The 12,187-nt window shown below is 34.3% G+C and carries 15 protein-coding genes; 12 read left to right on the top strand and 3 right to left on the bottom strand.

Going from position 1 to position 12,187, the window contains the following annotated elements; genetic code table 11:
• Nucleotides 1–44 precede the first annotated feature (44 nt).
• The 7 genes from BWGOE10_RS15140 to BWGOE10_RS15110 all read left to right on the top strand — a co-directional run bounded on the left by BWGOE10_RS15140 (nucleotide 45) and on the right by BWGOE10_RS15110 (nucleotide 5,595).
• Nucleotides 45–713: a uridine kinase gene (locus BWGOE10_RS15140; protein ID WP_070143830.1), complete on the top strand. Its 669-nt coding sequence runs from the start codon at nucleotides 45–47 to the stop codon at nucleotides 711–713.
• A 43-nt stretch (nucleotides 714–756) separates the two neighbouring features.
• Nucleotides 757–1,299: a GrpB family protein gene (locus BWGOE10_RS15135; RefSeq protein WP_070143828.1), complete on the top strand. Its 543-nt coding sequence runs from the start codon at nucleotides 757–759 to the stop codon at nucleotides 1,297–1,299.
• Nucleotides 1,300–1,574: 275 nt separating this feature from the next.
• On the top strand, nucleotides 1,575–2,399 hold the full coding sequence (locus tag BWGOE10_RS15130; protein WP_070143826.1) for a DUF2785 domain-containing protein: 825 nt from the start codon (nucleotides 1,575–1,577) through the stop codon (nucleotides 2,397–2,399).
• A gap of 133 nt (nucleotides 2,400–2,532) precedes the next feature.
• Nucleotides 2,533–3,519, top strand: coding sequence for an alpha/beta fold hydrolase (locus BWGOE10_RS15125; protein ID WP_070143825.1), 987 nt, complete (start codon nucleotides 2,533–2,535; stop codon nucleotides 3,517–3,519).
• Between the two features lie 34 nt (nucleotides 3,520–3,553).
• Nucleotides 3,554–4,225, top strand: coding sequence for a response regulator transcription factor (locus tag BWGOE10_RS15120; RefSeq protein WP_070143823.1), 672 nt, complete (start codon nucleotides 3,554–3,556; stop codon nucleotides 4,223–4,225).
• Nucleotides 4,222–5,217, top strand: coding sequence for a sensor histidine kinase (locus tag BWGOE10_RS15115; RefSeq protein WP_070143821.1), 996 nt, complete (start codon nucleotides 4,222–4,224; stop codon nucleotides 5,215–5,217). Before BWGOE10_RS15120 ends, BWGOE10_RS15115 begins: the two co-directional genes overlap by 4 nt.
• 63 nt (nucleotides 5,218–5,280) lie before the next feature.
• Nucleotides 5,281–5,595, top strand: a complete 315-nt coding sequence (locus BWGOE10_RS15110; protein ID WP_070143819.1) for a DUF3892 domain-containing protein — start codon at nucleotides 5,281–5,283, stop codon at nucleotides 5,593–5,595.
• A gap of 86 nt (nucleotides 5,596–5,681) precedes the next feature.
• Here BWGOE10_RS15110 and BWGOE10_RS15105 read toward each other — a convergent pair whose 3' ends face one another.
• Nucleotides 5,682–6,122 carry a YaiI/YqxD family protein gene (locus BWGOE10_RS15105; protein WP_070143817.1) on the bottom strand — a complete coding sequence of 147 codons (441 nt, stop codon included), beginning with the start codon at nucleotides 6,120–6,122 and terminating at the stop codon, nucleotides 5,682–5,684.
• An 80-nt stretch (nucleotides 6,123–6,202) separates the two neighbouring features.
• Entirely contained in the window at nucleotides 6,203–7,645 is a 1,443-nt protein-coding gene (locus BWGOE10_RS15100) for a PLP-dependent aminotransferase family protein (RefSeq protein WP_070143815.1), read from the bottom strand.
• 124 nt (nucleotides 7,646–7,769) lie between these two features.
• Here BWGOE10_RS15100 and BWGOE10_RS15095 point away from each other — a divergent pair, with 124 nt between their 5' ends.
• Nucleotides 7,770–8,681: a DMT family transporter gene (locus tag BWGOE10_RS15095; protein WP_070143813.1), complete on the top strand. Its 912-nt coding sequence runs from the start codon at nucleotides 7,770–7,772 to the stop codon at nucleotides 8,679–8,681.
• Between the two features lie 18 nt (nucleotides 8,682–8,699).
• Here BWGOE10_RS15095 and BWGOE10_RS15090 read toward each other — a convergent pair whose 3' ends face one another.
• Nucleotides 8,700–9,167 (bottom strand): NUDIX hydrolase, encoded by a 468-nt coding sequence (locus BWGOE10_RS15090; protein ID WP_070143811.1) that lies wholly within the window; start codon nucleotides 9,165–9,167, stop codon nucleotides 8,700–8,702.
• Nucleotides 9,168–9,263: 96 nt separating this feature from the next.
• Between BWGOE10_RS15090 and BWGOE10_RS15085 the strand changes: the two genes are divergently transcribed.
• Genes BWGOE10_RS15085 through BWGOE10_RS15070 form a run of 4 tightly spaced genes read left to right on the top strand, consistent with a single transcriptional unit; the run spans nucleotide 9,264 to nucleotide 12,060 of the window.
• Nucleotides 9,264–9,665, top strand: a complete 402-nt coding sequence (locus BWGOE10_RS15085) for a DUF3980 domain-containing protein (RefSeq protein ID WP_070143809.1) — start codon at nucleotides 9,264–9,266, stop codon at nucleotides 9,663–9,665.
• 17 nt (nucleotides 9,666–9,682) lie between these two features.
• Entirely contained in the window at nucleotides 9,683–10,153 is a 471-nt protein-coding gene (locus BWGOE10_RS15080; protein WP_070143807.1) for a GNAT family N-acetyltransferase, read from the top strand.
• Nucleotides 10,154–10,201: 48 nt separating this feature from the next.
• The gene (locus tag BWGOE10_RS15075) at nucleotides 10,202–11,092 is read left to right on the top strand and encodes an AraC family transcriptional regulator (RefSeq protein ID WP_070143805.1); all 891 of its coding nucleotides are present in this window, start codon (nucleotides 10,202–10,204) and stop codon (nucleotides 11,090–11,092) included.
• A 23-nt stretch (nucleotides 11,093–11,115) separates the two neighbouring features.
• Nucleotides 11,116–12,060, top strand: a complete 945-nt coding sequence (locus BWGOE10_RS15070; RefSeq protein WP_070143804.1) for a serine hydrolase domain-containing protein — start codon at nucleotides 11,116–11,118, stop codon at nucleotides 12,058–12,060.
• Nucleotides 12,061–12,187: the final 127 nt, after the last annotated feature.

Here is a 12,187-nt window from a genome sequence, read left to right as displayed (position 1 = left end):
ATAAAATTATAGTAGTGATAATTAGTTAGTAAGGAGGAAAAATCATGCATCGCCAAAAGAGAATGAAAGAAATTGCAAATCATATTTTAACGTTAAACTTAATCCATCCAATAAGAGTTGGAGTAAGCGGTATTATAGCTTCAGGAAAGACAACATTTGCAAACGAACTAGCGGAAGAAATAAAAAAACGAGGAGTACCAGTAACACGCGCCAGCATTGACGATTTTCATAATCCAAGAGTGATTCGCTATACACAAGGCAAAGAATCAGCAAGAGGGTATTATGGAGATGCACACGATTATACAGCTTTTAAAGAAAGGCTATTAAAGCCTTTAGGACCTAACGGGAATTTACAGTATGAAACGATTTCTCATAACTTAATAACGGACATGCCTGTACATAATACGCCGCTAGTGGCGCCGCCAAATATGGTGCTAATAGTAGATGGAACATTTTTATTGAAAAAAGAAATTGAGTATCTATTTGACTATAAAATTTTCGTAGATACAGATTTTGAGATTGCGAGAAAACGTGGTGCAGAGCGTGAGACTGAGGCTTTTGGAAGTTATGAAGAAGCAGAGAAAATGTTTATAAACAGATATCATGCGGCTTGTAAGATGTATATAGATGAGCATAATCCGAAAGAATGTGCGAATGTTATATTTCAGAATAGTAATTTTGATGATACGGTAGTTGTATTTAAAGGAATTTAAAATCGTTTATATAACAAAAAGTTCGTGAGAGGGGATGTGTTGGGTGGATAAAAAAGATAATCCGAACGATTGGCCTGTATGGGCGAATGAGTCAGTAGAGATAGTTAATGCAAAACCTGATTGGCAAGATAAAGGCCGATATGAAGAACAGCAACTTTATGAACTGCTTGCTCCTCTCGGTATAAGCAAAGTAATACATATAGGCAGTACATCCATACCTGGTTTACCTGCAAAACCTATCATTGATCTAATGGCTGAAACAGAATCATTTGATAGAGTGCTCGATATTTCAGCAAAATTGGCTATATATGATTGGCATTATGTAGGCCCGGAATTAGATGAAAGACCTTGGAGAAGGTTCTTTGTGAAAGTTAAGAATAATAGGCGTGCAGCTCATCTGCATTTGATGATTAAAGGAACTGAACGATGGGAGCAACAACTTTTATTTCGTAACCGCTTACGAGAAAATCCACAATTGGTTTATGATTATTCAAATCTAAAGCAAGAGTTAGCTAAAAGGTTTAACCAAGATAGAGAAGCATACACAAAAGCTAAAACAGAATTTATTAAACAAGTTCTAAAATGATTCGAATTTTGATTGTAACTACGTTTGAATACAAATGAAAATTTATAACCTAAACTTACATGAAATGCATGTAAACAAAGTGAGAAGCTTTGGTGTTCCAATGTATTTCCTTTTATTTCTCAGGAGAAATTTTATATAATTGAATCAACTTCATAGAAGGATAGATACATAGTGAAAACGATTTTAGAAATCTACTTAATTTTATGAAATGAATTGCTGGGAGATAAGGTAAAAGGGGAAATATAAAAAATCTTTAAAAGGGGATAGAAAATATAATGATGGAAGTACAAGAATTAAAAGCAGAATTACAACAAATTAAAAATAATAACTATGCTGTACCAGAAGATGTGGACGCTTATCCATATGCACAGTGGATGCTAGATTATATCGGATCACCTGATGCTGAATTACGTGATGAATTAATTTATAGTACGCTTCACACATGGATTACAAATGATGTATTTAGACAAAAAGAGTTACGAGGATTAATGTTACAAGCAATTAGTCCTGATTATTTATTTTATAAAATTGGTGAAAAAGGAACAGACTCTGTTTTTAAACGTGCGTTCTCTGTTTTAATCCCGCCACTTATTTTATCTGTTCATGAAAGAGAACCGCTGTTATCTGAAGAACAACTGTACAGTGTGGCAGAACAAATTCTGGAATATGTATATTTAGAAGAAGATGTAAGAGGTTACGTAGAAGGAAAAGGCTGGGCACACTCTACGGCACATGCGGCTGATGCACTAGATGCTTTAGCACGTACGATAAGAAATCGTGAGTTTTCATATGCAATCCTTGCTGCCGTTCGTCAGAAGGTTCGATTGAGTGATTACGTATACATAAACTTTGAGGATGAGAGATTAGTAAAGCCAATTATGTCGTTACGTAACCAAAATCTTTTAACTGAAGAAGAGTGGAGCAATTGGCTACATAGTATAGCAATTGTTGAAGACATCCCACATCCTCAACATGATATTTTAGTACAAAATATTAGAGAGTTCTTAAGAAGTTTATATTTTAGAGCTTTAGAGAATGAAGGGGCTACTGCCTTTACAGATGATATATTGGAGACTTTGAAGAAATTGCGTAGATATTAAAAAAGGCCTTTGAATTGGAAATTTTAAAAGTAGTCCATACTTAGATAAAAAGTGAAAATATTAATTTTCAAAAATTTATTAGAAATTTATTTTTATATTGTACCCTTTCAGTATAAGTTGAAAGGGGTATCATATGAAAAAATTATTGAAGATAGTAAAGATTATATTTTTTGTGTGTATTAGCATTATTTTCTTTGGAACAGGCGCTGTATTTATATATCATAACTATCAATTAAGAATGGAATCGAAATTAATGAACAATGAAGGGGAACTTGTTAATTTCAATAATAAAAAAATGAATGTTTATAATGAGGGGAGCGGGAAGGATACGTTTGTATTTATGGCCGGATCTGGAATTGCCGCTCCTGTTTATGAATTGAAAGGGTTGTATAGTAAATTTTCGAAAGAAAACAAGATTTCTGTAATTGAGAGAGCTGGTTATGGATACAGTGATGTTTTTCAAGATGATAGAGACATTGATACGATATTAGAACAAACGAGAGAAGCGCTTATTAGGAGTGGAAATAAACCTCCCTATATTTTAGTGCCACACTCTCTATCGGGTATAGAGGCTATTTACTGGGCACAAAAATATCCAAGTGAAGTAAAAGCGATTATTGCGTTAGATATTGGTTTACCTAAACAGTATGTAACTCATAAAATAGGCGTAGTTGATTCATTAAGAATAAAAGGGATGAATATTTTAACGAAAATTGGTTTTCAGAGATTAGTTCCTTCTATCACTTATAACCCCGAAGTCATTCGGCAACCCTTTTTAAACGAACAGGAAAAAGATATTTATAGAGCGCTTACATATAAACAAGCTTTTAACGATGATATGAGGCAAGAACTTTTACAAAGCTACAATAACGGTAAAAAATCAAATTCCTTATCAATCCCAAAAGAAACACCTATTTTATTTATAGATGCGATTGCTAGGCAAAATAAAGATTCGAAGTATACAAAGCAAAAGAACAAAAATTATGAGGAGTTTGCTAGCAAGTTATTAATAGCGGATGTGAAAATAATTGAAGGTACACATAGTATTTATTTATACGCTCCTGATGAAATATACAAAATTGCAATGGATTTTATTAATAATAAAGTAGTGAAGAACTAAGCTATTGTTATTTTAGCGATGGAAGGTCTACATAATGAAAGAATATAACATATTAATTGTTGAAGACGATTTGATGATAGGGGATTTATTACAAAAAATTTTGCAGCGCGAGAAGTATAAGGTGTATTGGAAGAAAGAAGGAAAGAATGTTCTTGATGTAATTCATGAAATAGACCTAGTCATAATGGATGTTATGTTACCGGGTGAAGATGGTTATCAAATTACAAAGAAAATAAAAAATCTAGGATTAAATATTCCAATTATATTTCTATCAGCTCGGAATGATATTGATAGTAAATTAAAAGGTTTGACTATTGGAGAAGAATACATGATAAAACCTTTTGATCCTAGAGAGCTGCTGTTGAGGATTCAGAAAATGTTAGATAATCAATATGGTACTTTCACGCAAATTAAACATTTATTTATAGATGCAGAATATAAAAGGGTTCTAATTAACGGTTTGCGTGATGAAGTTGCTTTTACTGCGATTGAGCGTAAAATATTCTTCTATTTATATGAAAATAGAGATAGAATTCTAACAAAAGAACACTTCTTTGATTACTTATGGCAACTCGAAGATAGAAATCAAAATATCATGAACGTACATATAAAAAAAATCAGGACCAAAATTAATGATAAAACAGGTGATATTATTCAGAATATTTATGGAGAAGGGTATAGACTAAATACCTTTATGAAGAAATGAACTTAAAGAAAAAATATCAGTTACTACTATTCTCCGCTATTGTTAGCGTACCATTGTTATTAGTGTCGATTAGTATCTTTGTATCAGTTATTTATAATGCTGCCTTTAAAACTAAAAATAAGAACATTCCTTTTCACGAATCTTTTGCATATCCTACTATGTTAATCATATTTTTATTATCACTATTAGTATTAGCTTTTGTATTTTCAAAATCGATTAACACAGTATTAAATAAAATTAATGTATTAAATCAAACGATTCGAGATTTAGCTAGTGATAAAAAAATTCCTAATATAATAGATGTCAAAAGCGATGATGAGATGGGAGAACTGATTAGGTCAGTAAACTTGCTTATAGAAAGAACGACTTATCGAGAATTAGAACTACAACAACAGGAACAAATAAAAAAAGAGCTATTAAATAAATTACGGCATGATATTAATACACCCTTAACGGCGGTTAGATTACAATTATATTATTTAGAAGGCGAATACGAAGAAAAAGCATCAGTACTTGAATCAATGTATGAGCAGATACAATATATAAGTGATTTAACTAACGAATTTAATATTCAATCTACAGAGACCTTAGAGAATACTTATATTGTGAATGATGAAGTGAATATACATAATTTAATAGAAAATATGATTAAAAAATGGAGCTATTTGTATAGCATTCATAAAATTGAATTAGTATATAATCCACAAGATAAAGAGTTGATATGGAATAGTAATGAGTTATGGATTCAAAGGCTATTTGATAACATTTTTCAAAATGTCCTTAAACATTCAAAAGCTAAAAAACTTGAGATCCTCATAGGCGATGATATTATTTCCTTTAGAGATAACGGGATTGGGTTTGATATAAATAGTAAAGGAACGGGACTCGGTTTAAAAAATATTGAAGATATATCAAAGATGTTCGATATAAAATACACTTTACAATCAAATAGTGAGGGGACTATGTTTTCATTTGAAAACACACAAGTGTAGATCCAAGTACATAAAACCAATACCTCCCAACCATACTAATAAAATGTGTTGGAGGTGAGTTTTATGGATAAAAAAGACTTTGAAAAAGTTTATAATGATTATTTACATCAAGGAGAAGAGCAAGCCCATTTGGAAGTAGCCCAGGAAGTCGATTCAGGAGCAGAACAAATTGTTGCAGTTCGTAAAAATGATGATGGGGATTTAATTGCCTTTAAAACAAGTAGTGGAAGAGAGTTAGATTATATTACTGCTCTTGATGAAGCAAAATCAGGGAAGTTAGCTCATGTGGACGTATTTCATAAGTATGGCAGGGATATTATACGTAGCGAGCCTGATGGTATGAAAGAAAATAACTTAGATAATTTACCTTCATTTTAAACGGGTAAACCTAAAGAAGAGAATGTTCATTTGGATATTCTCTTCTTTTCTTTGCAAAGCTTTCCCTACAAATAGAAGGTTCATTTCTAAAGTGAAATTACACTTTTAAAGAGCTCTCTAAATTTCTCTTTATCTTCTGCTGTAAATGGTTTTGGCCCCTTTGTACGCTTGCCGCTTTTTCGAACCATTGCACTTAAATAACGTGTTTGTAATAGTTGGTCAATGTTTTCATTCGTATACTTATAGCCTTTATGGTGTAGAACGATACAGCCTTTTGCTAAAGCGAGCGAAGCAAGACCGTAATCTTGCGTTACGATTAAATCTTCTTTTTTTGCTAACTGCATAATCCGGTAATCCGCAGCATCTGCTCCAGAATCAACATAAATTGTTTCCACACCTGCTGGCTGTTCTGCATTAGAATAATGAGAAAAGCTAGTAACGAGGGTAACAGGAATTTCTGCATTCGTAGCCTCTAAAATAATTACATCTTTTACAGGACAAGCATCTGCATCAACGTAAATTTTCATTGTATCACTCCTATAAATAGGTTCGTGTTGATAATAATGGTAGATTTTGCTTTTGTCAAACGAAATCTCTTTACTTAATGTTATTTTTCACAAACTAAAATAGCTTCACGCAAACGAGAAATACCTTCTTCAATTTGATCAATATTTACTTTTCCATAAGACAAACGAATGTAACCATCTTTTGCACCGAAAATACTGCCCGGCATAAAGGCGATTTCTTGTTTTAAGCTTTGCATAATGAGTTGTTTTTCGTTTATTGGTTCTTTTAATTTTCCCCATATGTATATACCACCAGTTGGATTTGAAAAAGAGATTTTATCGTGAAGTTTCTCGTTTAGGGCACGGACGATAACGTCTCTTTTTTCTGCTAGTTGTTTTCGTAACGGTACGATATGCGACTGAAATGGTACGGTTTCAAAAAATTGCTGCATAAGCCACTGGGGGAATATACTCATCCCTAATTCCATTTGGTGCCGTGCATCTGACAAGCGCTCTACGACAGACTGCGGGGCGACGAGCCATCCAACTCGTAAACCTGGTGCAATCATTTTTGATAAGGAATGTACATAAATGACAGTTCCATTTTCATCAATAGATTTCAAAGTAGGGCAAGGTTGTTTATTTTCTAACGTAAGTAAACTAGATGGATCATCTTCAACGATTGCAATTCGTAAGTCTGCACAAAGTGATAAAAGTTTTTTGCTACGGTTTGGATGCAGCATCGTTCCCGTAGGGTTTTGGAAATTTGGATTTAAAAAGATCATTTTAATACGATGCTTTCTATATAATTCTTGCACATCGTCTGGATTAATACCTTGTTCATCGACAGGTAATGGGAAAATACGAATACCTGCTGATTGGAATAACGGTAAGGAATAACAGTGCGATGGACTTTCGAAAGCGACGGCATCACCTGGGTTTAATAAACATTGTACGATAAGGTGCAGGGCTTGCTGGGCTCCGGATGTAATCATAATGGATTGTTCAGTCGCTTCAACCTTTAAATATTCCTTCATATATTTTACAACCGCTTGTCTTAGCGGGAGATAGCCTTGCGGATGATCGTAACTTAATGACTGCGTTAACGGTTGTTCTCGTAAAATCGTTTGTAGTTGATCGTGAGGATAGAGATTACAACCGAGCTCTCCATTAGCAAAATCTATAATATTTTCATTTTGTTGTACTTCTGCCCGAATATGACGGAGTAACGGTAAGTTTGGTAAAAAAGTACCACCTTCTATGAAGCCTCTCCAGTTCGGCGTTAATGTTGGAGAAACGCCCCACATATGTGTACTCACACGTGTACCTTTGCCGGTCGTACTTTCTACAATTCCCATTGCGCGAAGTTCATTATAAGCAGTTGTTACCGTACTGCGGTTTACATTTAACTGCGTAGCTAATTTCCGTTCTGAAGGGAGGAAGCTACCTGGAGGAAGTTCTCCGTATGTAATACGTTTTTCAATAAAGTCAACAACTTGCTGATAAATAGGGATTTTACTGTCGTTATCTAGCTTCCATTCCATACAAACACCTCCGCATCTCTTATATACATCAAGTATAACAAATTGGCTGGGTAAAAAAACAGCCAATTGGACGGTGTTATATCCAGCCAATTTTACTATGCTAAATAGGGAAGGGGAGATTCGGATGAAACGATGGCAAATGGAATGGCTCTTAGTATCAGTTGCATTAGTATGGGGAGCAAATTATACAATTGGAAAGTATGGTGTGGCATTTATGTCATCCATTCAATTTAATAGTTTACGATTTTTAGTAGCATCACCGGTATTATTACTTATTACATTTATTATGGAACGCTCACTACGTATTGAAAGAAAAGATTGGTTACGATTATTAGCAGTCGGTATCGTTGGAACGACGATGTATCAAACGATGTTTATGCTATCTGTGAAATATACTTCAGCAACGAACGCCTCATTATTAATTGCGATGTCACCTATATTTACAGGGATATTAGCAGTATTGCACAAACAAGAACGTTTTTCGATGAAAGTACAAATTGGTTCAATAGTAGCATTTATTGGTGCAGCATTCGTTTTATTAACAGGTCATACGGAAGGAGCTACTTACGAGTATGCATGGCTCGGAAATGTAATTGGATTAGTCGCAGCAATTGCGTGGGGCTGGTACCCAATTTTGGCGCAACCCCTTATTACAAAATACTCCGCAATGAGAGTCACATCATGGTCTACTTTAATTGGAATTGTACCACTCGTTGTATATTGTTTATTCAATGTAAATACGTTAACGTGGCCAGTAGACATGCTAAGCTGGGGATCTCTAGCATATTCAATCGTATTTGCGACAATCTTCGGACTTGCAATGTGGTATGTCGGTATTAGTAAAATAGGCTCAACGAAAGTAATGGTTTATATGTATCTTGTACCATTGTTCGCAGTTATCTTTGCGGCAGTAACAATCGGAGAGCAAATCAATATGATGCAACTAGTTGGCGGGTTTATAATCTTTATAGGTTTATATGTTGTAAAAAAAGGCGGAATCAAAAAGCCAGCTTTAAATTTGAAAAAAGTAAGTTAAATATAAAAAGGATCTCTTTCAAATAGAAGGGGATCCTTTTTGTTTTTGCAATAAAAGTGCATGTTCAACAGCCCATTTTTGATGATCATGAATTAAATGCTCCATAGCCAGTAATGGAGGCATCCACTGTAAAACATGATCTTCTTCACAGTTTTCGGTTTGTTTCTTTATCATTTTCGCGATGTAAAAGAATCCATCATTTAAATAATATGTGTCTTCTTTTTCTGCGTAAAAATATCGTGCTGCATTACCGATATATTGATCAATTTCAATTGCCCATCCTAATTCCTCTAGCAGTTCACGATGTAAACATTCTTCTTTCGTTTCCGTACCTTCCATACCGCCACCAGGTAAAAAGTAACGTTCTCTATTTTGAATGACAGCTATGTTTGAAGTAACTGGATTGAAAATAACCGCATAGCAACTCGGCCGTAATACATAATGAACCGTGGGATTTTTAGAACCAAATGTGGGTTTTGAAATCATAAAACACGACCTTTCTCTATAAAATACATAAAAGGGATAATAAGGTAAATGTCGAATTATATTAAGATAATCATAGTTGATTGGAGTGATATCAAAATGATAAATCGAAAATGTTCAAGGTGTAAAGAAATAACAGGTACAATACATGGTGGTAAAAAAATAAATGAAGAATTTTTGTGTGAAGATTGTCTTCAAAAAGGAATTGCGAGCGGGGAAATCGAATTATCACAAGTGGAGAAAGAACAAACTTCGTATCTTTCTATAAAAATATTAAAAATAATGAGTGTTATTTATTTAATAGTATCTATTATAACAGCTTTTTCTGCTGGATCACTTATACAGGATCCAGGGTTTGGTGGAGTATCATTTTCAATATCAGGTGCGATTGGTGTTATGATACTTGGATCGATATTCCAATCTGTTCTTGTATTTTGTGGTATTTGGGTATTCATTCTTTTAGTAGAAACGGTTATTAAAATTTATGAGAAAATGAAGTGAGTGAGAGGGAGAAACACATGCGAGTAAGAAACATCCAAGGGGAAGATTATGAAAAGATTCATTCCGTATTAAATGATTGGTGGGGCGGGAGAGATATGGCTGGCATGTTGCCAAAGTTGTTCTTCGTCCACTTTCAAGAAACGAGTTTTATCATTGAAGAAGAGGGAGAAACGTTAGGTTTCTTATGCGGATTCTTTTCACAAACAAATCAAGATGAAGCGTACGTTCATTTTGTTGGTGTAAATCCGAAGTATAGAAGAAAAGGAATTGCATCGACATTGTATTCTTATTTCTTTGATGTCACTCGTGCAAGCAACCGTAAAGTTGTAAAAGCAATCACGTCACCAGTTAATAAAAATTCGATACAATTTCATCAAGAAATTGGCTTTCGAATTGAAGCTGGGGATGATGAAATAGAAGGTGTATCCGTACATACAAATTATGATGGTAATGGCGGGAGTAGAGTTTTATTTTTTAAAAATGTGTAAAAGTAGGCTAACATGTTGTTAGCCTTTTTGTTGCGAGGAGGTATGAATATGGAGAGTTCTCAAAGTAGAAATGAGTATTTACGACGTATTTATAAAGTTCAAGATTATATAGAATCTCACATAAACGATTCACTTTCAATTGAAGAATTAGCTAATGTGGCAGGCTTTTCAAAATTTCATTTTCATAGAATTTTTAAAGGGATGATGGAAGAGCCGTTATCTCGGTATGTGAATCGTTTGAAATTAGAGAGGGCAACACATCTACTTACTTACCGTCCAGATATGACGATTACAGATATTGCGTATTACTTCGGGTTCACAGATTCAGCAGTTTTCTCCCGGACATTTAAAAGTCAGTACGGAGTAAGTCCGTCTCACTATAGAAATTACAATAGCAAGAATTGCAAAGACGTTAGCGAAGGTTCCCAATACAATGAGTGTAAGAAGGTTCGAGGAGAGGTCGAAATTGTAACAGCGGACAACGTAAACGTCGCATACATAAGACATGTAGGTACATATAAGGAGTTAGCTATAGCTTTTCCAAAAATGATAGAAAAACTATTTCGTTACGCCACAGTGCAAAACTATCATGTATTCGAGGATACGAAGGTATTAACAATTTACCACGATCATCATGAATTTACTGAGGACTATCATTTAAGAACAAGTCTATGTATAACAATTCCGGATGAGTCCGCAGTAGGAACGAGCGACATTGGAATAATGGTAATACCTTCAGGGAAGTACGCGGTAGGTCATTTTGAGATACGCCAAGATGAATATAAAGGAGCATGGGATTTCTTATACGGTGAATGGCTGCCAAATAGCGGATATAAACCGAGAGATTCATATCCTTTTGAAGTGTATAAAAATGATCCAGAGCAGCACCCGGAAAATAAACATATAGTTGATATATATGTACCTATCGAACCTTTTTAATCATAGGTTAAGGGGGAAGAATGATGGAAACTGCTGAAAAATTGGATAATATTATAAAAGAAGACTATAAAAATATTAATGGTATATTAGTAGTGCAGAAAGGTAATATTGTTTTTGAAAACTATTATAATGGTTACGGTCCAGGTGATACATTTCATGTAGCGTCTGTTACAAAAACGATAATCTCTGCATTAATTGGGATATGTGTAGAAAAAGGGTATATAAAAAGTGTTGATCAAAAAGTAATAGAGTTTTTTCCAGAATATAATCTTGAGATATCTGAAGTAACAGTGCGACACCTTCTAACAATGACAGCACCATATCCTTTTGCAGACTGGCAGGAACCGTTAGAAGAATTATGTACGCAACAGGATTGGGTGCAGTATACACTTAATAGAATTGGGAACGGCGGACAAATTGGAACTTTTAAATATTCATCTGCAGGAGCTCATTTACTATCAGCAATTATTACGAGTGCAACAGGAAAAAGTGCGCGTGAATTTGCGAACGAGCATTTATTTCAGCCTATCGGTATGAGAGCAATTCCAAACTACAATATGAAAGCATTTGGATTCGACGACTTATTCGGAAAAGATGTGAAAGGATGGGTTCATGATCCAAATGGTATTTCGACAGGCGGATGGGGACTTACGTTAACAGCTAGAGATATGGCTAAGTTTGGACAATTGTATTTGAATGAAGGTAAGTATGATGGAAAACAAATTCTTTCAAAATCGTGGGTACAAGAATCAACAGCGATGAATTCAAATCAATATGGTTACTTATGGTGGTTACGAGAAGAAGATGGTATCTATTCATACTGTGCAATGGGCGATGGTGGGAATATGGTTTGTTGTATACCGGAGAAGGAATTGGTGGTGGCGATTGCATCTGAAATTGTACCGGAAGTGCGGGATAGATGGAGGTTAATCAAAGAGTGTATATTTCCTAATTTAATAGTTTTATGAAAATGAAAATAAAAGGAATAGTTATGCTTTCCATGATTGAAATAAGTATTGTGAGAACGAAGTCGTTCAACTAAGATTATAAAACTTCAACACCTATACGATTATTGAATAATTGTAAGGTGTTGAA

It is taken from the genome of Bacillus mycoides (assembly GCF_001757995.1).
GTDB classification, from domain to species: domain Bacteria; phylum Bacillota; class Bacilli; order Bacillales; family Bacillaceae_G; genus Bacillus_A; species Bacillus_A mycoides_B.
This window is presented reverse-complemented; position numbering and strand designations above follow the sequence as displayed.

Excerpts from the sequence above, each read along its gene's own strand:
- BWGOE10_RS15115 (WP_070143821.1), top strand. The coding sequence starts at position 4,222 with ATGAACTTAAAGAAAAAATATCAGTTACTACTATTCTCCGCTATTGTT.
- BWGOE10_RS15090 (WP_070143811.1), bottom strand. The coding sequence starts at position 9,167 with ATGATTTCAAAACCCACATTTGGTTCTAAAAATCCCACGGTTCATTAT.
- BWGOE10_RS15085 (WP_070143809.1), top strand. The coding sequence starts at position 9,264 with ATGATAAATCGAAAATGTTCAAGGTGTAAAGAAATAACAGGTACAATA.
- BWGOE10_RS15075 (WP_070143805.1), top strand. The coding sequence starts at position 10,202 with ATGGAGAGTTCTCAAAGTAGAAATGAGTATTTACGACGTATTTATAAA.
- BWGOE10_RS15140 (WP_070143830.1), top strand. The coding sequence starts at position 45 with ATGCATCGCCAAAAGAGAATGAAAGAAATTGCAAATCATATTTTAACG.
- BWGOE10_RS15070 (WP_070143804.1), top strand. The coding sequence starts at position 11,116 with ATGGAAACTGCTGAAAAATTGGATAATATTATAAAAGAAGACTATAAA.
- BWGOE10_RS15080 (WP_070143807.1), top strand. The coding sequence starts at position 9,683 with ATGCGAGTAAGAAACATCCAAGGGGAAGATTATGAAAAGATTCATTCC.
- BWGOE10_RS15095 (WP_070143813.1), top strand. The coding sequence starts at position 7,770 with ATGAAACGATGGCAAATGGAATGGCTCTTAGTATCAGTTGCATTAGTA.
- BWGOE10_RS15105 (WP_070143817.1), bottom strand. The coding sequence starts at position 6,122 with ATGAAAATTTACGTTGATGCAGATGCTTGTCCTGTAAAAGATGTAATT.
- BWGOE10_RS15110 (WP_070143819.1), top strand. The coding sequence starts at position 5,281 with ATGGATAAAAAAGACTTTGAAAAAGTTTATAATGATTATTTACATCAA.
- BWGOE10_RS15100 (WP_070143815.1), bottom strand. The coding sequence starts at position 7,645 with ATGGAATGGAAGCTAGATAACGACAGTAAAATCCCTATTTATCAGCAA.
- BWGOE10_RS15130 (WP_070143826.1), top strand. The coding sequence starts at position 1,575 with ATGATGGAAGTACAAGAATTAAAAGCAGAATTACAACAAATTAAAAAT.
- BWGOE10_RS15120 (WP_070143823.1), top strand. The coding sequence starts at position 3,554 with ATGAAAGAATATAACATATTAATTGTTGAAGACGATTTGATGATAGGG.
- BWGOE10_RS15125 (WP_070143825.1), top strand. The coding sequence starts at position 2,533 with ATGAAAAAATTATTGAAGATAGTAAAGATTATATTTTTTGTGTGTATT.